Source organism: Ramlibacter rhizophilus, from assembly GCF_004681965.1.
Taxonomy (GTDB): Bacteria; Pseudomonadota; Gammaproteobacteria; order Burkholderiales; family Burkholderiaceae_C; genus Ramlibacter; species Ramlibacter rhizophilus.
Window position 1 is genome coordinate 582,237 of sequence record NZ_SMLL01000004.1, and the last position, 22,800, is coordinate 605,036.

The following is a 22,800-nucleotide window of genomic DNA, read 5'->3' on the forward strand; positions in this document are numbered from 1 at the left end:
GGCCCGCGCCCCGAGGAAGACGCCATGAGGAACCTGACCCAGGACAACATCACGCAGGCCGTGATCGCCCGCTTCGCCGACACGCCCGATCCGCGCCTCAAGGAGATCATGACCAGCCTCGTGCAGCACCTGCACGCCTTCGCGCGCGAGGTGAGGCTCACCGAGGCCGAGTGGATGCGCGGCATCGACTTCCTCACCCGCGCCGGCCACATCACCGACGACAAGCGGCAGGAGTTCATCCTGCTGTCCGACACGCTCGGCCTGTCCATGCTCACGGTGGCGATGAACAACGACAAGCCCGCCGGCTGCACGGAGGCCACGGTGTTCGGCCCGTTCTACGTCGAGGGCGCGCCCGAGTACGACCTCGGGGCCGACGTGGCCAACGGCGCGGCCGGCATCCCCTGCCAGGTCCGCGGGCATGTGCGGGGACTGGGCGGCGAGCCCGTGCCGGGTGCGCAGCTCAACGTGTGGCAGGCCGACGCGGAAGGCACCTACGACGTGCAGCGCCCGGGCCTCGCGCAGCCCCAGGGGCGCGGCGTGCTGCGCACGGGACCGGAAGGCGAGTACCACTTCAAGTCCATCCTGGCCGAGTCCTATCCCATTCCGCACGACGGCCCGGTCGGCGACATGCTGGAGGCGACGCGCCGCCATCCCTGGCGGCCGGCGCACCTGCACTTCATGATCGAGGCGCCGGGCTACGAGACGCTCATCACCCACGTCTTTCGCAACGGCGATGCCTACCTGGACTCGGATGCGGTGTTCGGCGTGCGCCAGTCGCTGATCGCCGACTGGGTGCGCCAGCCCGACGGCAGCTATCTCGTCGAGTACGACTTCGTGCTCAATCCCGTGTCCGAAGGCGCCTGAGCGACACGGGGCTCAAGCCGCGCACCTCTGCGGCACGCCTCACGCCTGCGCGCAGGCACATGCGGCGAGCGCCTACGAAGTCGGCCATGGCGCGAAGGCAGGCTTGGAGCCAGATCTTCCGCGGCCACCGGGCTGCGGCGCCACCCCCATCGACACACACGAGGTGTTCCATGTTCCATGGCATGACGACACGCCAGTTCCTGCGCGAGCTGTACCAGGAAATCAGCCGCGACAACATCAGCAATGGCGCGGCCGTTCTCGGCTTCTATCTCACCCTGGCGGTTTTTCCGGCGGCCATCCTCACCATGGCGCTGATCCCCTACCTGCCGATCCCACGGGTGGACGACGCCATCATGGACCTGCTGCGCCAGGCCCTGCCCCAGCAGGCGGCGGAGATGTTCACCGGCGTGGTCGAGGACGTGACGCAGGACCGCAGCGGCGGCCTGCTGTCCTTCGGCATCCTGGGCACCATCTGGGCCACCTCCACCGGCATGTACGCGGTGATGCAGCAGCTCAACGCGTCGTACAAGGTGCCCGAAGGACGTCCGTTCGTGAAGGCGCGGCTGGTGGCCATCGGCCTGAGCATCCTGTTCGTCGTCCTGGTGCTGCTGGCCTTTTCCATGATCGTGCTCGGCGGCGTGGTGCAGGACTGGATCGGCAACCGCTTCGGCTTCAGCCAGGCCCTGCTCACCTTCTTTGTCGTGCTGCGCTGGGTCATCATCGTGCTGGCGCTCTTCGGTGCCTTCGTCATCACCTACTACTACGCACCCAACACCGAGCAGCGCTTGCGCTACGTGCTGCCAGGCAGCGTCATCGGCGCGCTGGTGCTCATCGTCGCCTCGGGCGGCTTCGCGTTCTACGTGCAGAACTTCGGCAACTACAACGCGGTGTACGGCAGCATCGGCGCGGTGATCGCGCTCATGCTGTGGCTCTACATCGCGGGCCTCACCATCCTGCTGGGCTCAGAGGTGAACGCGCTGCTGGAGCACCATTCCTCCAAGGGCAAGAGCAAAGGTGAGCGGGCACCGGGCGTGAAGGCCGACGAACAGCCGAGCTGAGTGGCTGCGGGGCAACTCAGTCCGGCGCGGTGCGCTCCAGCAGTTCGAGCAGCCGGGCGATCTCCACCGGCTTGGTGCAGTGGAAGTCGAAGCCGCTTTCCAGCGCCCGCACCTGGTCCTGTGTCTGCCCCCAGCCGGTGAGCGCTATCAGGCGCACGGCGACCGCCGCCTCGCCGTCCTCGCGGAACTGCCGGGCAACCTCGTAGCCGTTCAGGCGCGGCATGCCGATGTCCAGGATGGCCACGCGCGGGCGCAGGCGCCGCAGCGCCGCGAGCGCTTCTTCTCCATCGCCGGCCGTATGCACCTCGTAGCCGTGCGCCTCCAGCAGCAGGGCCATGGTCTCCAGGGCGTCGCGGTTGTCGTCGGCCAGGAGGACGCGGCGATTCTCCGAACGCGCCGCGGACGATGCGCCGCCCGCCTGCTTGGAAGGTGCCGACGGATCCTCGCCGTCCACGCTCCCGGCCTGCGCCAGCGGCAGGTGCACGGTGAATGTCGAGCCCCGCCCGGCGCCTTCGCTGTGGGCCTCGATGCGGCCACCGTGCAGGTGGACCAGGCCCCGGCTGAGGGCCAGGCCGATGCCTAGCCCGCCTTCGGCGCGATCGAGCGCGGCATGCACCTGCGAGAACATGCCGAACACCCGCTCGCGGTCCGCGGCGGCCAGGCCGATGCCGTTGTCCCGCACCGTGAGGACCGCCTCCGATTCCGTCCGCTTCACCGCCACCTCGATGCGGCCACCCGGGTCCGTGTACTTGCAGGCGTTGGACAGCAGGTTGGACAGCACCTGCTCGACGCGCACGGGGTCGGCCTGCAGCCAGACCGGCTCGGCGGGGAGGTCGAGCCCCGCCGCGTGCCGGCGCGCGTCCAGGGCCGCCGAGGCCGCGCCCATCGCGTGCGTGGCCACCGTGCGCAGGTCGATGCGCGCAAGCCGCAGGTCCAGCTTGCCGCGGGAGATGCGCGAGACGTCGAGCAGGTCGTCGATCAGCAGGCTCATGGTGCCCACCTGCCGTTCGATCACGTCCATCGCCCAGGCATGGCGCCGCGCATCCTGGCCGGGCTCCCGGGCCAGCTGCGCCGCCTGGCGCAGGGGCGCGAGCGGGTTGCGCAACTCGTGCGCCAGCGTGGCGAGGAATTCGTCCTTGCGCCTGTCGGCGTCTTCCAGCGTGCGTGTCGCTTCCACCTGTTCGGTCACGTCGTGCCCCTGCGCAAAGATGCCGACCACCCGACCCGCGGGGTCGAAGACCGGCTGATACACCAAGTCGATGAATCGCTCGACCATCTGCTCCCCCGGTGCCTTCTGCACCTTCAGGGGAACGGCGCGGCCGACATACGGCCGCCCGGTGGCGACCACCTCGTCCAGCAATGCCTCGAAGCCTTGCGCGCGCATCTCGGGCAGGGCGTCGAAGGCGGGCTTGTCCAGGATGTCGCGGTGGCCCACCAGCTGGTAGTAGGCCTTGTTGACCATCTCGAACACATAGCGCGGCCCGCGCAGCAGCGCCACGAAGCCGGGCGCGTTGTCGAACCACTTCTGCAGCATGCGCGCGGTGTGCTGCGCCTCGGCGACGAGGCGGTCCCGCTCGACCTCCGTGGCGACGCGGCCGGTCTCCTCGGTGCAGGCGCAGAACAGGCCGCCGATGCGGCCGTCCTCGCGATAGATGGGGCTGTAGGACCAGGTGAAGTAGGTCGGCTCGGTGAAGCCGTTGCGCTCCATCACCAGCAGCACGCGCTCGTTCCAGGTGGCTTCGCCGCGCAGCATCACGGCCTCCTGCTGCGGTCCGACGACGTCCCAGATCTCGTGCCAGACCGTGCGCGCCGCCTCGCCGAAGGCGGCAGGATGGCGCCGCCCCAGGACGGGCGCGTACGCGTCGTTGTAGATGTTGACCAGCTCGGGCCCCCACCAGACGAACATCGGGAAGCGCGAGTTCAGGCAGATGCTCACCGCGATGCGCAGGCTCATGGGCCAGCCGTCCATGGGCCCCAGCGGCGTGGCGGACCAGTCGGTGGCCAGCAGCAGCTTGCCGGTCTGCGGTGAGGCCTGGCCGCCGTCCGGCAGCAGCAGCGGGTGCGGCTTGGTCAGGAGGGGACTGCGGTCGTTCATGGGGGCCGGTGCCGTCAGGCCAGGCGCGCCGGCGTGACCGGGTACTCGGGCTGGCCGCGGTCCTCGAAGGCATCCAGGTTGCGCAGCGTGACCTGCGCGATCGCCGTGAGTGCCTCCTCGGTGAAGAAGGCCTGGTGCGCCGTCACCAGCACATTGGGGAAAGTCAGCAGGCGGGCGAACACGTCGTCGCGGATCACCTCGCCGGACAGGTCGCGGAAGAAGAGATCGGCCTCTTCCTCGTACACGTCGATGCCCAGGCTGCCCAGGTGGCCCGACTTGAGCGCGCCGATGACCGCGCGTGTGTCCAGCACCGCGCCGCGGCTGGTGTTGACCAGCATGGCGCCGCGCTTCATCCGGGCCAGTGCCGGCGCGTCGATGAGGTGGCGCGTCTGGGGCGTGAGCGGGCAATGCAGGCTCACCACGTCGGCGTCCGCCAGGAGCTGCGGCAGTTCGACGTAGCGCACGCCGAGCTGCCGGCAGCTCTCGCTGGGCTGCGGGTCGGTGGCGAGCAGCCGGCAGCCGAAGCCGCCCATGATGCGCAGGAAGCATTCGCCGATCTTTCCCGTTCCCACCACGCCGACGGTGCGGCCGTGCAGGTCGAAGCCGAGCAGGCCCTCCAGCGCGAAGTTGCCCTCGCGCACGCGGGCATGCGCCCGGTGGATCTTGCGGTCCAGGCTCAGGACCAGGGCCGCGGTGTGTTCGGCCACCGCGTAGGGCGAGTATTCGGGCACCCGGGCCACTGCGATTCCCAGGGCCTGCGCCTGCTCCAGGTCGACGTGGTTGAAGCCGGCGCTTCGAAGCGCCACCAGCCGCACGCCCATCTCCTGCAGGCGCTGCAGGACCTCGCGGTCCAGCCGGTCGTTCACGAAGGCGCAGACCGCCTGGGCGCCCAGCGCTGCGGGCACGGTGGCCGCGTCCAGCCGGGCGTCCAGGAAGACCAGTTCGTGGCGGCCCGCGGCGTTGGCGCGGGCCAGGAACTCACGGTCGTAGGACTTGCTGCTGAAAACCGCAACGCGCATGGATGGGCCGGTGGAGGCTGGAAGTTACACGACCCCTGACTGTCGGCCAGGCCGAGCCACCGGTCTGTAGGAGCACTTCGCTGGCGTCGCAGCAAATTGCATGCACGCCTGCGTCGCTCGTTCCTCAGCGATACCTTCACGCGTTTGTTTCAGTCTGGGAACACACGCGCGGCCCGCGATGCCTAGGATTTGTCGATTGGCAAAGGACACCAGGATCCCCCATGCGTTACAGCCGTTCCGAGTACGCCAAGATGGTCGCGGCGCAGCAGGAAGTTGCACGGGCCGAAGCCGACTACCAGCGTTTTCGCGCCGCCTACCTCGAGATCGCCAAGAACGAGCCCGGCCATGAAGTCGCTCTGGCCATGATCGGCGCCGACATGGACCGCGCCCATGCTCACCTGCAGAGCTTGATCGGTTTGCCCAAGCTGCCCTTCACCCACGAACCCAGCACCGTCATGCGCCGCGAGGCCCAGCGCATCTCGGAGGACGAGAAGCTCTGACGCGCGCCGCGGCCTGCACTGACAGGCACGCGGGTGCCGCGCCGCGTGCCGCGATGGTTGTGCGGTGCAACCATGGCAGGCAAGGAGGCCCCCGATGATTCCCTACCAGCTCGATCCGAGCCTGCACGCCGCACCGCCGCAGCCCACGGACCTGGGCGATGGCTTCGCGCCGCCGCCACAGCCCGCCTCGCCGCAGCCGGCGTCCGTCGAGGAGCAAGCCAGGACGACGACCGGACTGGCCGGCGACCCCAGCCCGTTCTGATCCCATGGCCACCCACCCTGTCGAACCCGATCCCGACCAGCCCGGCGGGGATGAATCGCCCGAGCCGGCCAACCCGACGCGCCTGCCGGTCGAACCGGAGTTCCAGCCGGACTGGAAACCGGTGGAGCCGGAAGCGCCGGGTGCGCCCAAGGCGCACGAGGTGAGGACCTAGGCGCTGACCGGCGGCGGCTCCGGCGGTTCTGCCGGCGGCGCGTCGTCGCGCAGTTGCGCCTGCGCACCCAGGAGCGGCTCCGGTGCCAATGGCGTGGCCTTGGCCAGCGCCATCCAGACGCCGAAGGGCAGGGTGCTGCGCGGCCGCGGTGGTGCCGGCCGCAGGCACTCCAGCTGCGTTCCGCGCGCGAGCAGCACGCCGCATTCGGCGGGAATCTCCTCCGGTTCGGCGATGGGGCGGCCGCCCGGGTCCAGCCCGATGACGTACCAGCAGGCACCCAGGTCCTGGTAGGCGGCGCGCTTGCCCGGCTGGCGCAGGTCGGCCAGCAGGTCGGCGCGGCGCACCTTGATCTCGTGCACCACCGGTTCCACGTAGGCTTCCACCGAGGTGTGCCGGATCGAGAACACGTCCGGCCGGGCCACGCACCAGCGCAGCCCCGCCGCCTGGCTCGACGCTTCGCCCGCCGCGTCGGCGGGTACCTGCGCCCGCAGGCTCAGCCCCGTCCATACCACCCGGCCGGCGCGCATCATGTGCTGCGCCACGAGGTCCACCAGCGATTCGTGCAGGGACAGCGCGGCTCGGTTGCGCTGCGCCTGGGCGGCGGCGAAACCGATGCCGGCGTCGGTCAGGCGCAGCGTTTCGCGGCCGTGGGCGTCGCGCAGGCGCTCGAGCATGCCGGCTGCGAGCAGTTCCAGCTCCACCGTGTCCTGGCAGGGCCAGCCGGCCGAGCGGTACAGCTCGCGCAGCCGTCGTGCGTGCGCGCGACCGAGCGGCGCTGGAAAGAAGGACGAGGCGTTCACGAGGCCGGGAAGTTTAGGCCTGCCGCCGTCGGTTCCCTCCCACGACGCGTGTCGCGATTGCCCGATCGGTGCCGCGCCCGAGCCACCCACAATCCCTGCGCATGGAACACGCCGTCTACGCCATCACCGCCTTGCGCTGGCTCAGCCCCGACGAGATCGAGGAGGCCATGATGGGTTTGCTCGACGTCGACCGCATGCAGTGGGACCTGGCGCCGGCGCCCACCCGGACCACGACCGTGATCGACCGCCTGCTGGAAGGCGACCCGGTGGTGGCCTGGACGCCCGAGCAGGGCATGGGCCCCCTGGGCCCCAACTTCAAGGTCGGCGTCACGCCGGCCGGCCGCGAAACCCTCGCCCTGGGGGAGGAGCCGAGCGGCACCCGGCTGCAGGACCTGCCGCGGTTCTGAACACCTTCACGCGGCCGTTGTCATCGCGCCGCAGCCACCCAGCCGCGTTGCGAATGCGCAGCGCGTTTTCGCTCATCCACGAGCGCCAACCCGTGAAGCGATGTAACGCCAAGGGGGCTGCCGTCACATCTGCTCACGCAAACCACAGTTTGGATATGCACATCAGGACGCTGGCGCGGCTCCGACAGCGGCGTCCGTCGGCCGCCTACACAGCGCTGCTGTCCCGCTGCAGCACGATTGCATCCTGTCGTTACCGAGGGAGGCCCAAAAATGTGCAATTTCACACTGCTGCCGCGAAGTCGTCCATCGCTGCAAGCCGAGCGCCATGCTCGTGTTCGAGGTGACGCGTCGGCACACGCCACGCCGGCTGGAGCCGCCGATGGCGCGTCTCGTGCCATGCCGACCCTCCCCGCTTGTAAGCGGGCGTACTGAATCGCGGGGAGTTTGCGAATGAACGATCTGCTGGACATGCCGGTGGCGCAGAGCCCCCACGCGGCGGCCTTCCTCCGGGTAGCCACGCGTGGAGCGGCCCTGAGTACACATGCGGACCTGTGGCGCTGGCTGCGCGACGACGTGCAGGCGCTGCTGCCGCACGAACTGCTGCTGGTCGCCTGGGGCGACTTCCAGTCGCCCGAGGTGCAGGTGGACCTGGTCTCCAGCCTTCCGGGCCTGCGCACGCACGAATGCCGGCCTGCACGGCTGATGCCGCTGGTCAACTACCTGCGCGACTGCTGGGTGGCGGCGCGGCACGGCGCCTGCCGGGTGGACCTGCGCGGATGCGCCGAGCTGTTCGGCGCCGCCGCCGCGGGCTGGCCCGCGGGGCAGTCGCTGGCCGGCATGCGCAGTGCGGTGGTGCACGGCACGCGCGACCCCCGCACCGGCGCCGAGCGCATCTTCGCTGCCCTGAGCGAGCAGGCCCATGCGAGCGAGGGCGCGCCTGCCATGCTGCGCCTGCTCATGCCCTTCATCGACCTGGCGCTGCGCGCCATGCCGGCTGCGCCCTCGCGCCAGCAGCGCTTCGAGCGCGGCGAACTCGATGCCCTGGTCGGCCCCCTGGGCACGCTCAGCGAGCGCGAGCGGCAGATCATGGTCTGGGTTGCCATGGGCAAGACCAACCCGGAGATCGGCTGCATCCTGCGAATCAGCGAGTTCACGGTGAAGAACCACATGAAGAGCATCTTCACGAAACTGGACGTGACCAATCGCGCGCAGGCGGTGGCCAAGCTCACGCGAATGAGCGGTGCCTATGCCTGATGGATCGCCGCACCCGGTGCTGGCCCCGCCGGTACCCCTGTCGCTCGCGCCGGGCGCACCCAGCGAAAGCCGGCTGCTGCGCGCCCTGGAGGCCTTGCTGGACCCGCTCGCCCTGGTGCTGTCGCTCTGGGCGTTGGTCTGGTGGGTCGAAGGAGCCCTGTCGCCCGCCTGGCTGGTGACTTCGGTCCTGGCCTTCGCGCTGTCCTTTCCCGGCCGGGCACGGCTTCGGGCGCCCGCAGGTCGGGTCGTGACGTCCACCCTGCTCGACTGGTGCTGGATCGCCGGACTGCTGATGGCCACGGGGATCGCCACCGGGCACCTGGGCCAGATGTCGCGCGGCGTGATCCTCAACTGGCTCTGGCTCGCGCCGGCCAGCCAGCTCGGAGTGCACTGGGCGCTGCGCTGGGCCGCTCCGCACCTGGTGCGGCTGCAGGGACCGCCGCTGCGGGCGGTGATCGTGGGCCTGAACGAGCAGGGCGCGTCCCTGGCCGAGCGGCTGTCGAACGAGCGCGACACCGGCGTCGAGCTGGTCGGCTACTTCGACGACCGCAGCGACGGGCGCCACCACCACAACGGCCGCCTGCGCTATCTCGGTCGGCTGGCGGACATCGCCGCCTTCGTGAAGGTGCAGCGCGTGCAGCTGATCTACCTGTCCCTGCCCATGGCGTCGCAGCCACGCATCAAGGAGCTGCTCGACGCCTTGAAGGACACCACCGCCTCGGTCTACTTCGTCCCCGACATGTTCGTGACGGACCTGATCCAGGGCCGCACGGACATGGTCTGCGGCATGCCGGTCATCTCGGTGTGCGAGACCCCCTTCCGGGGACCGGACGGCGTCCTCAAGCGCGCCAGCGACGTCGTGCTGGCCAGCCTCATCCTGCTGCTGCTCACGCCGGTGCTGCTGGCCGTGGCCCTGGCCGTGAAACTCAGCTCGCCCGGGCCGGTCATCTTCCGCCAGCGCCGCTACGGCCTCGATGGGCAGGAGATCCTGGTCTACAAGTTCCGCTCCATGCGCGTGGTGGAGGATGGCGAAACCATCCGCCAGGCCAGCCGGAACGACGACCGGGTCACCCCGATCGGCGGCTTCCTGCGGCGCACCTCGCTGGACGAGCTGCCGCAGTTCGTCAACGTGCTGCAGGGGCGCATGAGCATCGTCGGTCCACGCCCCCACGCGGTGGCCCACAACGAGTTCTATCGCGCCCTGATCAAGAGCTACATGGTCCGCCACAAGGTCAAGCCGGGGATCACCGGCTGGGCCCAGGTGAACGGCTACCGGGGCGAGACCGACTCCCTGGAAAAGATGGAAGGACGCATCCGCTACGACCTGGACTATCTGCGCAACTGGTCGCTGCGCCTTGACCTCTACATCATCTTCCGTACGATCCGACTCGTCTTTCGAGACAGCTCGGCGTATTGAGGAGTGGGGTCTAGCCCGAAGGAGCCATTGTTGTGATGGTCCCAGGTCACTCAACATGCATGACGGGTTGTCACGGGAAAACACCCCGGCCCGGGGCGAGGGCAGACGACTCGAAGAAAGAGGAAAGAAGTGAGCAAGAAACTTAGAACGAACGCATGGATGCCGGTGGCGTGCCTGTGCATCGCCTGGCCGCTGGCCCACGCGCAGAACCCCGAGACCGGAGACACCCTGCAGTTTCGCGTCGGCGCCGGGGTCGAGCACGACTCCAATGTGCTGCGCGCGCCCAACGGTGAGTCGGACACCATCGGCATCCTCTCGGCCGGCGCCCGGATCGACAAGCGCTACAGCCTGCAGCGCATCGTGCTGGACGCCGAACTGGCGGCCTACCGGCACCAGGACTTCTCGGACCTGAACTACAGCACCTTCAACTACAGCGCCGCCTGGAACTACGCCTTCACGCCGCGTTTCACGGGCGTGCTGAGCGCCACCCAGCGCGAGTACCGCGACACCACCACGGCCACGACCGGTGTGACCGAGGCCTTCGTACGCACCGAGCGCACCCAGCTGCTCGAGGGCACCTACGCCCCCGGCGGCGGCTTCCTGGCCCTGGCCGGCCTGAGCCACCGCACGAGCGACAGCGAGGTGGCCCGCTCCATCGAGTCCAGCCCCTCGGTCACCAGCCTGCGCCTGGGCACGGGCTACGAGTTCCGCTCGGGCGCACGCGCCGTGGTCGTCTACCGCCGCGGCGATGGCAGCTACGACAACCTCGCCGCCGACTTCAAGGAAAACGAGCTGGCCGTCGAAGCCCGCCTGCCGCTGACCGCCAAGACCTCGGTCAATGGCAAGCTGGGCTGGCTGGAGCGCAACCATGAAGGCGCCGCGGCCGCGGGCCTGGACTTCAGCGGCATGATCGCCAACGTCGAGGCCGCCTGGGAAATCACCGGCAAGACCTCCCTGACCGGCGGCTTCGAGCGCGACATCGGCGCCTACGAGACGGCCGGCGGCGGCAACGTCCGCGCCTGGCGCACCTACATCCAGCCGATCTGGCGGGCCACGGCCAAGACCCAGGTGCGGCTTCGCTACGCGCACGAGACGCGCGACTGGAACACCAACTCGGCCGCCGCGCCCGACGCCGGCCGTGAGGACGACGTGAACACCTTCGGTGTCTTCGTCGACTGGGAGCCGCGCCGCAACCTGCTGGTCACGGGCACCGTGCGCCAGGAGCGCCGCGACTCCAACGTCAACGCCTTCGACTACCGCGCCAACATCGTCGGCGTGGCGGCGAAGTACAGCTTCTAACCGCCGGGCGGCATCCAACGCTGTCACACGCAAACGCTCAGGGAGAAATCAATATGAACACCACGCAACGAATCGTCATCGGCGCACTCGCCTCCGCCTTCGCCGTCTCGGCCTTCGCCCAGGCGGGCGGGCCGGTGCGTGCAGGCACGCCCCAGGCGCCGGCCCGCTCGGCGGCGGCACCCGCGAGCGCGCAGCAGCCCGGGCCCGAGTACAAGCTCGGGCCGGGCGACTCGATCCGCGTGCAGGTGTTCCAGAACCCGGACCTCACCGTCGAGGCCCGGGTGTCCGAGAACGGCAGCATCCGCTACCCCCTGATCGGCAGCGTGCAGATCGGCGGCCTGTCCATCGGTGAAGCCGAAAAGCGCATTGCCGATGCGCTGGTGCGGGGCGGCTACCTCAAGTCGCCGCAGGTCAACCTGAACCTGCTGCAGGTGCGCGGCAACCAGGTCGCCGTGCTCGGCCAGGTGCAGAAGCCCGGCCGCTTCCCGCTCGAAACCACCGGCGTGCGCGCCAGCGAGATGCTGGCGGCCGCGGGCGGTGTCACGCAGGACGGCGACGACGTGCTGGTCGTCACCGGCAGCCGCAACGGCCAGCAGTTCCGCAAGGCCATCGACATCCCGTCCCTCTTCGCGGGCACGCGACCCGAGGACGACATCGTGGTGCAGGACGGCGACACGCTCTACGTGAGCCGGGCGCCGGTCTTCTACATCTACGGCGAGGCGCAGCGGCCCGGCCCGTACCGCGTCCAGCGCAACATGACCGTCATGCAGGCCCTGGCGGCCGGCGGCGGCGTGACCCCGCGCGGCAGCGAGAACCGACTCAAGCTGCACCGCCCCGGCCCGGACGGTCGCATCGTCGAGACCACGCCGCGCCTGACGGACCTGGTGCAGCCCAACGACGTGATCTACGTGCGCGAAAGCCTGTTCTGAATCGCGTGAAGGCCCGTCCATGAACCTCCATCAATTCCTCTCCATCCTGCGCGCGCGCTGGGTGACCGCTGCGGTGGTCTTCCTGCTGGTCGTCGGCGCAGCCACCGCCTGGGCGCTGCTGCGCCCGAGCGCCTACACCGCGCGGGCTCCCGTGCTGGTCGACGTGAACGCGCAGGACGTGGGCGGCGGCTACTCGCCGGCCATGCTGTCCAGTTACCTGTCCACGCAGATGGACATCGCCCGCGGCGACCGGGTCACCGGGCGCGTGCTGGACATGCTCAGCACCGACCTGCCCGAGGCGCTGCGCGAGCCCCTGCGCGCCACCACCCCCGAGGGCCAGCGGCGCGAGCAGATCGAGCGGCTGCAGGAACGCCTGAACGTGCGCCCCGCCCGTGAGAGCAACATCATCAACATCGACTGGACCGGCGACGAGGCGGCCGAGGCCGCGCGCGTGGCCAACGCCTTCGCGAAGGCTTATGTCGAGACGGCGCTGGACCTCAAGACCAATCCGGCCAAGCAGGAGTCCGCCTGGTTCGACGACCAGGTGCGCGCCGCCCGCCAGAAGCTGGAGGTCGCGCAGAACCGCCTGTCCGAGTTCCAGCAGCGCGCCGGCATCGTCGGCGAGGAGATGGCCGACCACGAGATGGCCCGCCTGACCACGCTGGCCACGCAGCTCGCGCAGGTGCAGGCCCAGACCACCGACGCCATGAGCAAGCGTGGCAACGGCGACACCGTGGCAGAGGTCATCCAGAGCCCCCTGATCAACGGCCTGAAGGCGGACATCGGCCGCACCGAGGCGCAGCTGCAGCAGGCCGGCGCCACGCTGGGCCCGCGCCATCCGCAGATCCTGCAGCTGCAGGCCGAGCTCCAGTCGCTGCGCAGCCGCCTGGCCATGGAGACCGGCCGGATCAACAGCTCCATCACCACCAGCTTCGAGACCGGCCGCGCCCGCGAACGCGAGCTGCAGGCCGCGCTCAATGCCCAGCGCAGCCGCGTGCTGTCCCTCAACCGCGAACGCGGCACCCTCGCCCTGCTGCGCCAGGACGTGCAGGCGGCGCAGCAGGCCTTCAACCAGGTCAGCGACAACGCGTCCAAGACCCGCCTGGCGGCGCTCACGACCATGACCAACCTGCGCCCGCTGGCGCCGGCCGTCGCGCCGCAGGACCCGGTGGGCCCGAGCAAGCGCCAGACGGTGACCATCGCCGCCGCCGCCGGCCTGCTGCTCGGCCTGGCCATCGCCCTGCTGCTGGAGCTGGCCAACCGCCGCGTGCGCAGCATCGACGACGTCGCCATGGCCACGCAGCTGCCGGTCCTGGGCACCGTTCCCGCCGCCACCGGCGGCCGCTACACCGCCCTGCCGGCCGCACGCCAGCGGCTCGCCTTCTCTCCCGGGAGCGCCTCATGAGCACCAGTACCCGTGTCGTCGCCCTCACCCGGGAATCCGAGGGGGCCCTCGCCCTGCCGCGCGAAGCCGTGCTGCCCATGGGCGCGCTGCTGGTGGATACCGGACGCATCTCCTTCGAGGATGCCGAGCGCATCCACGACTACCAGGAGCGCACCGGCCAGCTCTATGGCGAAGCCGGCATCGAGATGGGCCTGCTCACCGCGCAGGACGTGCGCCTCGCGCTGGCCCTGCAGTTCGGGCACATCGCCCTGCCGCGGGAATCGGGCCTGAGCAGCGAGCTGGTCGCGGCCTGGCAGCCCGACAGCCCGGCCGTGGAGCACCTGCGCTCGGTGCGCAGCCAGCTCCTGCTGCGCTGGTTCGAGAACGACGCCCGGCATGCCGCGCTCGCCGTGGTCAGCCCGCAGAAGGGCGAAGGCCGCAGCTACATCGCCGCCAACCTCGCCGTGCTGTTCTCCCAGCTGGGCAAGCGCACGCTGCTGATCGACGCCGACCTGCGCCGGCCGCGCCAGCACCGCATCTTCGGCGTGCCCGGGCGCATCGGCCTGTCGGCCCTGCTGGCCGGCCGCAGCGGCCCCGAGGCGGTGGTGGACATCAAGGGCGTGCCGGGGCTGTCGCTGCTGCCCGCCGGCATCAGCCCCCCCAACCCGCAGGAGCTGCTGGCGCGCGAGGGCCTGGCCCGTCTCATGGCCTCGCTGCGCGCCAGCTTCGACGTGATCCTGGTGGACACCCCGGCGGCCATGGGCTGTGCCGACGCGGCCACCGTGGCGGCGCGGGCCGGCGCGGCCCTGATCGTCACCTGCCGCGACTCCAGCAACGTCTCCGCCGTCTCGGCGCTCACGGCCGAACTGCGCGACTTCGGCGTCACGGTGGTTGGCGCGGTGCTCAACGGAGCCGGTCGCTCATGAACGTCACGGCGGCAGTGCCTCCCCACGCATGGTTGCCGCGCTGGCAGGAGCTGGTGCGATCCATCGCGCGGGTGCACTCCGCCCACGGCGAACAGCAGCTGCTCGACTGGCTCTGCGAGCCGCGCGAACCGGTGGTGGTGGGCTTCGTCAATGCCCATGCCATGAACTGCACGGCGGTCTCGGGGCGGTTCTTCGAGGCGCTGATGTCGGCCGACGTGCTGTTGCGTGACGGCATCGGCCTGTCGCTGCTGATGGAGCTGCTGAACCAGCGCCCGGGCCTGAACATGAACGGCACCGACCTGATCCCCAAGATCATGGCCCGGCACGAGGGCAGCACCATGGCCTTGTTCGGCACCCAGGAGCCCTGGCTGTCGCGGGCGCGCCAGGCGGTGGTCGGCCGCATCGCGCCGGGCTCGCCCTGCGTGGTGGCGCACGGCTTCCACGACACGGCCACCTACGTGCGCCTGGCCGCCCTGCACCGGCCCCGGCTGATCGTGCTGGGCATGGGTATGCCGCGCCAGGAGGAAGTAGCCGTCGTGCTGCGCGCTGCCCTGAACTTCCCCTGCGTCATCGTGTGCGGCGGCGCCATCCTCGACTTCCTCGGCCAGCGCACCCCGCGCGCGCCGCAGTGGATGCGGCGGCTCGGCCTGGAGTGGCTGTACCGGCTGGGAAGGGAGCCGAAGCGGCTGTTCCACCGCTACGTGATGGGCAATCCGGTGTTCGTGCGCAGGGCGCTCACGCTGGCGATGCACAGCTTGAGGCGGGACGTGCCGGCGCGGCGGGCGGCCTAAGCTTTCTTTTTTTGGTTGCGTTATCTTTTGCGTGGCTTGCCGGGTCTCGCCCCGGCGGGCGACCTCCTTTCTTTGTCTCGCCAAAGAAAGGAGGCAAAGAAAGGCGACCCCGGTGGCCGTGTCCCTCTTCACCGCGTTGCGGTGAAGAGGGCAACCTGCGGTGCTCGGACGGCGGGGGAAGCGGGCCAAACTCGCCCTGCGGGCTCAGACAAGGCCCGCTTCTTTTTCCCCGCCGCCCTGCGCTCCTCGGCACGTCCACAGGGGAGCTGTCTCGGGCCATCGCTGCGCTCGGCCTGGCTTTCCTCCTTCCCCCGCTGGGGGAAGGTCGGGATGGGGGCTCGCGAGAAGTGGCGTGGTTGTCGCACGCAGCCCCCACCCTAACCCTCCCCCAGAGGGGGAGGGAGCAATACCACCCGAGGACACGGCCGCAGGCCGTGTCCCTCTCTGCCGCCCGTGTGGATGCGCCTGCGCCGGAGTGTTTCGGCCGGGAAAAGGGCCGCGTGCTGTCTGAGCCCGCAGGGCGAGTTTCACGCGGACCCCGGCCGAAGCGCTTCGGCGCAGGTCGCCCCGCGGCGACGCCGCGGGGTCGCAGCCACCCGGGTCGCCTTTTCTTTGCCTCCTTTCTTTTGGCGAAGCAAAAGAAAGGAGGTCGGCCGCCGGGCCGAGACCCGGCAAGCCACGCAACCCAGGACGTTCACTTCAAAGAAGCCCGAAGCGCGCAAGAGGCCCCGCGTCTGGACAACAATCACCGGTTCCGCCCGCCGCCAGGGCCCCCAGCTCCATGCCCCTGCACCACCTCATCGCCCGCTTCGTCGCGCGCCACCGCAGCGCCTATGCCGCGTCCGCGCTCATGCTGCTGGTGATCGCCGTGCTGCTGGTGTGGATCCCGCGCCAGATCGGCCAGGTGGTGGATGCGCTGGTGGCCAACCGCCTGGGCCAGCGTGAGCTGGCGGTCGAGATCGCCTGGCTCATCGCCGCCGGCGCCGTGGTGTACGTCATGCGCGTGGGCTGGCGCCTGAAGCTCTATGCGGCCGCCTATCGCCTGGGCGTGGAGTTGCGTGCGCGGCTTTACGAGCGCCTGAGCCTGCAGGGCGCGTCCTTCTACCAGGGCCGGCGCACCGGCAACCTCATGGCGCTGGCCACCAACGACATCGACGCCGTCGAGATGGCGGCCGGCGAGGCGCTGCTCGCCGGCTTCGACGGCACGCTCACGCTGGTGCTGGTGCTGGCCATGATGACCCTGGGCGTGGACTGGCGGCTCGCGGCTTTCGCGGTGCTGCCGTTCCCGGCCATGGCGCTGGCCTTCTGGTGGATCTCGCGCCACGTGCACGAGGCCTCGCGCCTGTCGCTGGAGCGCTTCGGCGCGCTCAACGACCACGTGCAGGAGACCTTGTCCGGCGTGCGCACCGTGCGCGCGCTGGGCCTGTCGGCGCGCAACGAGGCGGAGTTCGGCCGGCGCACGGCCGCCGCCGCCCAGGCCAGCTTCGATGCGCAGCGCTGGGAGGCGGCCTACGAACCGGCGGTGGGCTTCAGCTTCGCAGCCGCCACCGTGCTCGTGCTCGGCGTGGGCGGCTGGCTGGTCTGGCAGGGCGAGCTGAGCGTGGGGCAGCTCACCAGCTTCAGCCTGTACCTGGGGCAGCTGATCTGGCCCATGTTCGCCGCGGGCTGGGTGCTGTCCCTGCTGGAACGCGGCAAGGCCGCCTGGGCGCGGCTGGAGCCGGTGCTGGAGGCGCCGCTCAGCGTGGACGACCACGGCAGCGTGCCGCAGGTGCGCCCGGGCGCGATCGAGCTGGATGCGGTGAGCTTCGCCTATGCGCCCGGCGCCCGCTGGGCGCTGCACGACGTGACGCTCACGCTCGCCCCCGGCCGAACGCTGGGCCTGGTGGGTGCGACCGGCGCGGGCAAGTCCACGCTGCTGCGGCTCCTGCTGCGGCAGAACGCGCCCTCGCGGGGCGAGTTGCGCTGGGGCGGAACGGCCCTGGCCGACTACACGCTGCAGGCGCTGCGCGCGGGCATCGCCTGGGTGCCCCAGGAGGCCTTCCTCTTTTCGGCCACCGTGGCCGAGAACATCGCCCTGGCCCGGCCCGACGCCAGCCGCGCCCAGGTGGAGGAGGCGGCGCGGCTGGCGGCCGTGCACGAAGACATCCTGCGCCTGCCGCAGGGCTACGACACGCCGGTGGGCGAGCGCGGCGTCACGCTCTCGGGCGGGCAGCGCCAGCGCGTGGCCATCGCCCGCGCACTCCTGGCCGACGCACCGCTGCTGCTGCTGGACGACGCGCTGTCGGCGGTGGACACGCAGACCGAGGCGGCCATCCTGGCGCACCTGCGGCGCGCGCGGGTGGGGCGCACCGTGGTGGTGGTGAGCCATCGCCTGAGCGCCGTGCAGGACGCCGACCAGATCGTCGTGCTGCAGGCCGGCCACGTGGCCGAGCGCGGCACCCATGCCGAACTGGTGGCCAGCGGCCACTGGTACGCGCGCCAGTGGCGCTACCAGCAACTGCAGGCCAGCCTCGATGCCAGCTGAATCCCTCGCCGACACGCCCGCCCGCGCGGAGACCGCCGATGCGAAGCGCCCGCGCCTGACCGGCCCGGCCGCGGCCCTCCTCGTGCGCGCCGCCGCGCCCGAACGCCGTCACCTGCTGCTGGGGGTGGCGTGGCTGCTGCTGGCCGCCGGCCTGGAGGCGCTGGGGCCGCTCGCGGGCAAGTACTTCATCGACAACTTCCTGCTGCCGCGCCGCACGGATGTGCCCGCCATCGCCGGCCTGCTCGGGGGCGCGCTCGTCGCCGGGCTGGTCGCGAGCTGGCTGCGCTACCGGCAGCTCGTGCGGCTCGCCGGCGTGGCCATGCGCTCGGTCCAGCGCATCCGCGAGGAGGTGTACCGGCACGTGCTGCGGCTTCCCATGGCCTTCTTCGACCAGGCCATCACCGGCCAGCTGGTCAGCCGCGTGACCAACGACACCGAGGCCGTGAAGACCCTCTACGTGCAGGTGCTCTTCGTCATCCTGGACAGCCTCATCATCCTGGCCGGCTCGCTGGTGGCCATGCTCTGGCTGGACTGGCGGCTCATGCTGATCGTGGCCACGCTCGTGCCTGCCGTGGTGCTGATCGTGGTGGTCTACCAGCGCCTGTCCGCGCCGGCCGTGACCCGCACGCGCGAGCTGCGCAGCGAGCTCAACGCGCAGGTGGCCGAGTCCATCGCCGGCATGCCGGTGCTGCAGGCGAGCAATGCCACCGGGCGTTTCCGCAGCCGCTTCGAGGCGCTCAACGATTCACACTACCGCTCGCGGCTGCGCGAACTGCGCGCCAATGCCTGGCTGCTGCGGCCGGTGCTGGACCTGCTCAACGTGCTGCTGCTGGCGGCGGTGCTGTGGGTCTTCGGCGCCCGTGCCGCCGGGGGCGCGCTGAGCGCGGTGGAGGTGGGCGTGCTGTATGCGTTCATCAGCTACATCTCGCGCGTGGTGGAGCCGCTGATCCAGATCACGCTGCAGTTCTCGCAGCTCCAGCAGGCCCTGGTCGGCGCCTCGCGCGTGCACGCGCTGCTGGCGCAGGCGGAGGTGCCGGCCGCGCCGGAGGAGGGCGCGGTGACACGTGGGGAGATCCGCGTGGAGCAGCTCGACTTCGCCTACCGGCCGGGGCTTCCGGTGCTGCGGGACATCGACCTGCACCTGCCGGCCGGCAGCTTCCACGGCATCGTGGGCCACACCGGCAGCGGCAAGAGCACCCTGCTGTCGCTGCTGCTGCGGTTCTATCGCGCCGAAGCGGGCCGCATCCGCATCGACGGCATCCCGCTGGAAGCCATCGGCGAGGACGAATTCCGCGCCCGCGTGGGCCTGGTGCCGCAGGAGCCCTTCCTGCTCGCGGCCACGGTGCGCGAGAACATCGCCATGGGGCGCGCGCTCTCCGACGGGCAGGTGCAGGCCGCCGCCGCCGCGGCGCAGGCCCACGACTTCATCGAGCGGCTGGAGCAGGGCTACGACACGCCGCTCGGCGAAGGGGGGGCGCGCCTGTCGGTGGGGCAGAAGCAGCTGCTGTCGATCGCGCGGGCGCTGGCCGGGCTGCCGCGCATCCTGTTCCTGGACGAGGCCACCGCCCACATCGACTCGGAGACCGAGCAGCTCGTGCAGCAGGCCCTGGCCCGGCTGCGCGGCCGCGTGACGGTGGTGGCCATCGCGCACCGGCTTTCGACGGTGCGCGATGCGGACCGCATCCTCGTGCTCAATCACGGCCGGATCGCCGAGCGCGGCACGCATGCCGAGCTCATGGCCATCGACGGGGGGCTCTACCAGCGCCTCTACCAGCTGCAGCAACTGGAGGACGAGGACGCCGCAGACTGAACGCCCGACTGAGCGCCCACCCGCGCTTCAGCGATTGCGCTCCCAGAAGTCCTTGAGCAACTGGCGCCGGAACGACGGCGTGGCTTCGGTCACCTGCCGAAGCTGCGGCTGGCCGATGGAGCGGCAGGCCATGTCCCAGTCGGCGAAGTCGCGCGCCTCGATGGGCTCGTCGAAGAGCTGGATGATTCCGTGGTGCGCCGCGCTGCGGCGGATGCGGGCCTGGGTCGCCTGCAATGCCAGGGACGGTCCCTCGATCACCTGCATGAAGTTGCCGCCGCAGTGCAGCAGCAGCCCGGTGATGCCGGCCTCCTGGTTGGTGCGGCGTGAAAACGCCAGCAGCTCCTGCAGCTGCGGGGGTGTCAGGGGCGTGGTGGCGGTGCTGACGTAGCCGATGCTGCGCAGGGGCAGGCTGGCGGGTGAAGAGGCGGAAGAAGCGGGCTCGTGCATGCGCGAGGGTCGAAGCGTGCAACCCATTCTGGTTTGCCGCCTGTGTGTGCCGGCGCGGAAAAGCGGGGTGATGCGGCCGCTTTTCAGTGCCTGGCCAGGAGCGAATCGGTCGCAGCGTCCGGCTGGCCGGCGAAGAATCGGTCCAGGCATTCGGACAGCAGCGGCTCGCTTGGCGAGGCGCGCAGGAACAGCGTGAGCGAGGAGCGCAGCTTCATGGCGTCGATGGCGCCCAGGATGTCCTCGGCGGGGCGGCCGGCGTGGACCAGCAGCGCGGCGCAACAGGCGCGAAGGCGTTCGCCCAGCACGGGGTGCGCCAGGTAGGCGCGCGCCTCCTCCAGGTCCTGCAGGCCGTAGAACTGCGCCATGGTGCTGCGGCCCAGCCCGGCGAGCTGCGGGAAGACGAACCACATCCAGTGGCTGCGCTTGCGGCCCCGTGCCAGCTCGGACTGCACCTCGGTCCAAACGGGGTCCTGGGCCGCGGTGAAGCGTTCCAGGTCGAAGGGGTCGTCGGGGCGGTTCATGGCGGTCTCAGGCGGCACTCGCGGCCAGGCGCGGCGGCGCTTCGCGGATCGGCAGGTGCAGCAGGGCCGCACCGATGGCCAGCACGATGTCCAGCCACCAGATCCAGTCGAAGCTGCCGGTCGCATCGAACACCTTGCCGCCCAGCCAGGCGCCGAAGAAGCCGCCCACCTGGTGGGTGAGCATGACCAGCCCGAACAGCGTGGCCATGTGCGCGGTGCCGAAGAAGCGGGCCACCAGCCCGGCGGTGGGTGGCACGGTGGACAGGAAGGTGAGGCCCATCACGGCCGAGAACAGCAGCATCACCGGCCCGGTCTTGGGCGCCAGCAGGAAGGCCAGCACCGCCGCCGCGCGCACGAGGTAGATGAAGGCCAGCAGCGACTTCATGCGCCAGCGGCCGATCGCCCAGCCGGCGGCCAGGCTGCCCACGATGTTGAACAGGCCCAGCATCGCGAGCGACCAGCCCGCCCACTGGGTCGGCAGCCCGCAGGACGCCACCACCCCTGGCAGGTGCGTGGCCAGGAAGGCCACGTGGAAGCCGCAGACGAAGAAGCCGGCCGACAGCAGCCGGTAGCCCGGGTGGGCGAAGGCCGTGCGGATCGCCGCCCCCGTGCCCATCCCCGCCGTGGCGCCGGCCAGCGGTCCTCGTGCGGCGGCGGGCAAGGGCGCGCCGCGCAGCAGCCAGGCGGCCGGCAGGCACAGCAGCACCAGCAGCGCCAGGGCCTGCATGGCCGAGACCCAGCCGATGCCCACGATCAGCGTGGCGGCCAGGGGCGCCAGCGCGAACTGGCCGAGCGAGCCGCCGGCGTTGACGATGCCGGTGGCCAGGCCGCGGCGCGGCGCCGGGATCAGGCGCATGGTCGCGGCCATGAGCACGGCCGGGCCGGCCATGCCGGCGCCGCCGGCCGCCAGCACGCCCACGGCCAGCACCAGGCCGAGGGTGCTCGTCATGAAGGGCGTGATCAGCGTGCCGAGGGTCACCAGCAGCACGCCGGCCATCAGCACGCGCCCGGCACCCCAGCGGTCGGCCACCAGGCCGGCGAGCGGCTGCGTCACGCCCCACCAGAGCTGGCCGAAGGCGAAGGCCAGGCTGATGCTCGCGAAGCCCAGGCCGGTGGCGGTGTTCAGGGGCGAGAGGAACAGGCCCATGGTCTGGCGCGTGCCCATGGTCAGCGCGAAGGTGCCGGCCGCGGCGAAGAGCACCAGCCACAGGGCGGGCGCGGCGGACGGCGAAAGGCGGGGTTCATTCATCGTCGGCCCCTTCGTGGAAGGCGGGATCGAGCAGCTCCATGCAGTCGTCCACCAGTGCATGGAGGGCGATCACGCGCTGAGGCCCCAGCCGGGCATTGAGCGCCTCCTGGGCGGCCCGCCAGTGGCGCTGGGCCTGGCTGCGCTTGTCGCGGCCGGCGGCGGTGATCGTCACTGTGCGGCTGCGTGCATCGGGCCCTGGCGCCAGCGTGACCCAGCCGGCCTGCACCAGCGGGCGCAGGTTGCGGGTGAGGGTGGAGGCGTCCATCTTCATGGCTGCCGCCAGGTCCACCGGCCGCAGCGGCCCCAGCCTGGCGACATGGGACAGGAGGGAGTACTGCGTGGTCCGCAGGCCCGCCTTGGCCAGCTCGGCGTCGTAATGCTGCGCCACCCGCCGCATGAGCTGGCGCAGCTTGAAGTTGGTGCAGCCCTGCGGCTTGACAACGGCGTCCATGGGCGATTAGTGTAGATGCAACCGTTGCATATGCAAGCTGTTTTTCAACCTCTATTGGAGCAGACATGGATCGAGCCGAGGATGTCCTTCAAACCTGGCTGGCGCAGGAGCAGGCGGTGCGCGCCGTGCTCGACGCCGGCCCCGGCCCCGGCGTGGCCCGGCCGGAGCAGATCGCGGGGCTCACGGGCTTGGCGGCCATGCAGGCCATGCTGCGCGGCGAGCTGCCCTACGCGCCGATCGCGCGCACGCTGGACTTCATCCTGCTGGAGGTGGGCGAGGGACGGGCGGTGTTCCAGGGCACGCCCGGCCCGGCGCACCTGAACCCCATGGGCACCATCCACGGCGGCTGGTACGCCACGCTGCTGGACTCGGCGCTCGGCTGCGCAGTGCAGACGGCCCTGCCCGCGGGGCGCGGCTACACCACGGCGGAACTGGGCGTGAACCTCGTGCGTGCCATCGGTGCCCGGGCGCCGCGCGTGCGGGCCGAGGGGCGGGTGCTGCACTGCGGCCGCCAGCTCGCCACCGCCGAGGCGAAACTGGTCGGCCCGGACGGCGCGCTCTACGCGCACGCGACGACGACGTGCCTGGTGTTCGAGATGACGAGATGAGCCCCGCGCAGGG

23 protein-coding genes are annotated in these 22,800 nt (G+C 70.8%); 16 read left to right on the top strand and 7 right to left on the bottom strand.

The genetic code is table 11. From position 1 onward, the window contains the following. The first annotated feature begins 24 nt into the window (after window positions 1-24). Both EZ242_RS12680 and EZ242_RS12685 read left to right on the top strand, forming a co-directional pair. Window positions 25-864: an intradiol ring-cleavage dioxygenase gene (locus tag EZ242_RS12680; protein WP_135285519.1), complete on the top strand. Its 840-nt coding sequence runs from the start codon at window positions 25-27 to the stop codon at window positions 862-864. Between the two features lie 182 nt (window positions 865-1,046). Further along, the gene (locus EZ242_RS12685) at window positions 1,047-1,922 is read left to right on the top strand and encodes a YihY/virulence factor BrkB family protein (protein WP_167784746.1); all 876 of its coding nucleotides are present in this window, start codon (window positions 1,047-1,049) and stop codon (window positions 1,920-1,922) included. A gap of 16 nt (window positions 1,923-1,938) precedes the next feature. On the opposite strand, the gene EZ242_RS12690 is transcribed toward EZ242_RS12685, so the two are convergent. Together EZ242_RS12690 and EZ242_RS12695 are read right to left on the bottom strand one after the other, a co-directional pair. Continuing rightward, window positions 1,939-4,017 (bottom strand): PAS domain-containing hybrid sensor histidine kinase/response regulator, encoded by a 2,079-nt coding sequence (locus tag EZ242_RS12690; RefSeq protein ID WP_135285521.1) that lies wholly within the window; start codon window positions 4,015-4,017, stop codon window positions 1,939-1,941. A gap of 14 nt (window positions 4,018-4,031) precedes the next feature. After that, a complete protein-coding gene (locus tag EZ242_RS12695) occupies window positions 4,032-5,036 on the bottom strand; it encodes a 2-hydroxyacid dehydrogenase (RefSeq protein WP_135285522.1) in 1,005 nt (334 codons plus the stop codon). Window positions 5,037-5,257: 221 nt separating this feature from the next. Between EZ242_RS12695 and EZ242_RS12700 the strand changes: the two genes are divergently transcribed. The 3 genes from EZ242_RS12700 (at window position 5,258) to EZ242_RS22020 (ending at window position 5,970) form a co-directional block, all read left to right on the top strand. Further along, window positions 5,258-5,536: a hypothetical protein gene (locus EZ242_RS12700; protein ID WP_135285523.1), complete on the top strand. Its 279-nt coding sequence runs from the start codon at window positions 5,258-5,260 to the stop codon at window positions 5,534-5,536. Window positions 5,537-5,630: 94 nt separating this feature from the next. Further along, on the top strand, window positions 5,631-5,798 hold the full coding sequence (locus tag EZ242_RS22015; protein WP_167784747.1) for a hypothetical protein: 168 nt from the start codon (window positions 5,631-5,633) through the stop codon (window positions 5,796-5,798). Between the two features lie 4 nt (window positions 5,799-5,802). After that, a complete protein-coding gene (locus EZ242_RS22020) occupies window positions 5,803-5,970 on the top strand; it encodes a hypothetical protein (protein ID WP_167784748.1) in 168 nt (55 codons plus the stop codon). Here the strand turns inward: EZ242_RS22020 and EZ242_RS12705 are convergent. Further along, window positions 5,967-6,770, bottom strand: coding sequence for a hypothetical protein (locus EZ242_RS12705; protein ID WP_135285524.1), 804 nt, complete (start codon window positions 6,768-6,770; stop codon window positions 5,967-5,969). The two genes, EZ242_RS22020 and EZ242_RS12705, sit on opposite strands and share 4 nt — an antisense overlap. 101 nt (window positions 6,771-6,871) lie before the next feature. On the opposite strand from EZ242_RS12705, the gene EZ242_RS12710 reads away from it, so the two are divergent. From EZ242_RS12710 to EZ242_RS12755, 10 genes are all read left to right on the top strand, one after another. Then, on the top strand, window positions 6,872-7,177 hold the full coding sequence (locus tag EZ242_RS12710) for a hypothetical protein (protein WP_135285525.1): 306 nt from the start codon (window positions 6,872-6,874) through the stop codon (window positions 7,175-7,177). A 450-nt stretch (window positions 7,178-7,627) separates the two neighbouring features. After that, window positions 7,628-8,431 carry an XrtB/PEP-CTERM-associated transcriptional regulator EpsA gene (epsA, locus tag EZ242_RS12715; protein WP_135285526.1) on the top strand — a complete coding sequence of 268 codons (804 nt, stop codon included), beginning with the start codon at window positions 7,628-7,630 and terminating at the stop codon, window positions 8,429-8,431. Further along, window positions 8,424-9,848: an undecaprenyl-phosphate glucose phosphotransferase gene (locus EZ242_RS12720; protein WP_135285527.1), complete on the top strand. Its 1,425-nt coding sequence runs from the start codon at window positions 8,424-8,426 to the stop codon at window positions 9,846-9,848. The genes epsA and EZ242_RS12720 overlap by 8 nt, the downstream gene beginning before the upstream one ends. Window positions 9,849-9,977: 129 nt before the next feature. Continuing rightward, complete coding sequence (gene epsL / locus EZ242_RS12725) at window positions 9,978-11,147, top strand: XrtB/PEP-CTERM-associated polysaccharide biosynthesis outer membrane protein EpsL (RefSeq protein WP_135285528.1); 1,170 nt, start codon at window positions 9,978-9,980, stop codon at window positions 11,145-11,147. 53 nt (window positions 11,148-11,200) lie between these two features. Beyond that, window positions 11,201-12,076: a polysaccharide export protein EpsE gene (epsE, locus tag EZ242_RS12730; RefSeq protein WP_135285529.1), complete on the top strand. Its 876-nt coding sequence runs from the start codon at window positions 11,201-11,203 to the stop codon at window positions 12,074-12,076. 19 nt (window positions 12,077-12,095) lie between these two features. After that, the gene (locus EZ242_RS12735; RefSeq protein ID WP_135285530.1) at window positions 12,096-13,481 is read left to right on the top strand and encodes a GNVR domain-containing protein; all 1,386 of its coding nucleotides are present in this window, start codon (window positions 12,096-12,098) and stop codon (window positions 13,479-13,481) included. Next, window positions 13,478-14,386 carry a chain length determinant protein tyrosine kinase EpsG gene (epsG, locus tag EZ242_RS12740; protein ID WP_205960637.1) on the top strand — a complete coding sequence of 303 codons (909 nt, stop codon included), beginning with the start codon at window positions 13,478-13,480 and terminating at the stop codon, window positions 14,384-14,386. The genes EZ242_RS12735 and epsG overlap by 4 nt, the downstream gene beginning before the upstream one ends. Next, a complete protein-coding gene (locus EZ242_RS12745; RefSeq protein WP_135285531.1) occupies window positions 14,383-15,177 on the top strand; it encodes a WecB/TagA/CpsF family glycosyltransferase in 795 nt (264 codons plus the stop codon). Before epsG ends, EZ242_RS12745 begins: the two co-directional genes overlap by 4 nt. A gap of 781 nt (window positions 15,178-15,958) precedes the next feature. Continuing rightward, window positions 15,959-17,701 (top strand): ABC transporter ATP-binding protein, encoded by a 1,743-nt coding sequence (locus EZ242_RS12750; RefSeq protein ID WP_135285532.1) that lies wholly within the window; start codon window positions 15,959-15,961, stop codon window positions 17,699-17,701. After that, complete coding sequence (locus EZ242_RS12755) at window positions 17,691-19,511, top strand: ABC transporter ATP-binding protein (RefSeq protein ID WP_135285533.1); 1,821 nt, start codon at window positions 17,691-17,693, stop codon at window positions 19,509-19,511. The genes EZ242_RS12750 and EZ242_RS12755 overlap by 11 nt, the downstream gene beginning before the upstream one ends. 27 nt (window positions 19,512-19,538) lie before the next feature. Here EZ242_RS12755 and EZ242_RS12760 read toward each other — a convergent pair whose 3' ends face one another. From EZ242_RS12760 to EZ242_RS12775, 4 genes are all read right to left on the bottom strand, one after another. Beyond that, a complete protein-coding gene (locus tag EZ242_RS12760; protein WP_167784749.1) occupies window positions 19,539-19,958 on the bottom strand; it encodes a BLUF domain-containing protein in 420 nt (139 codons plus the stop codon). Between the two features lie 83 nt (window positions 19,959-20,041). Next, entirely contained in the window at window positions 20,042-20,479 is a 438-nt protein-coding gene (locus EZ242_RS12765; RefSeq protein WP_135285535.1) for a DUF1810 domain-containing protein, read from the bottom strand. Window positions 20,480-20,486: 7 nt separating this feature from the next. Beyond that, complete coding sequence (locus EZ242_RS12770) at window positions 20,487-21,728, bottom strand: MFS transporter (RefSeq protein ID WP_135285536.1); 1,242 nt, start codon at window positions 21,726-21,728, stop codon at window positions 20,487-20,489. After that, entirely contained in the window at window positions 21,721-22,179 is a 459-nt protein-coding gene (locus EZ242_RS12775) for a MarR family winged helix-turn-helix transcriptional regulator (protein WP_135285537.1), read from the bottom strand. The genes EZ242_RS12770 and EZ242_RS12775 overlap by 8 nt, the downstream gene beginning before the upstream one ends. Before the next feature lie 65 nt (window positions 22,180-22,244). Here EZ242_RS12775 and EZ242_RS12780 point away from each other — a divergent pair, with 65 nt between their 5' ends. After that, window positions 22,245-22,787 carry a PaaI family thioesterase gene (locus tag EZ242_RS12780; protein ID WP_135285538.1) on the top strand — a complete coding sequence of 181 codons (543 nt, stop codon included), beginning with the start codon at window positions 22,245-22,247 and terminating at the stop codon, window positions 22,785-22,787. Window positions 22,788-22,800: the final 13 nt, after the last annotated feature.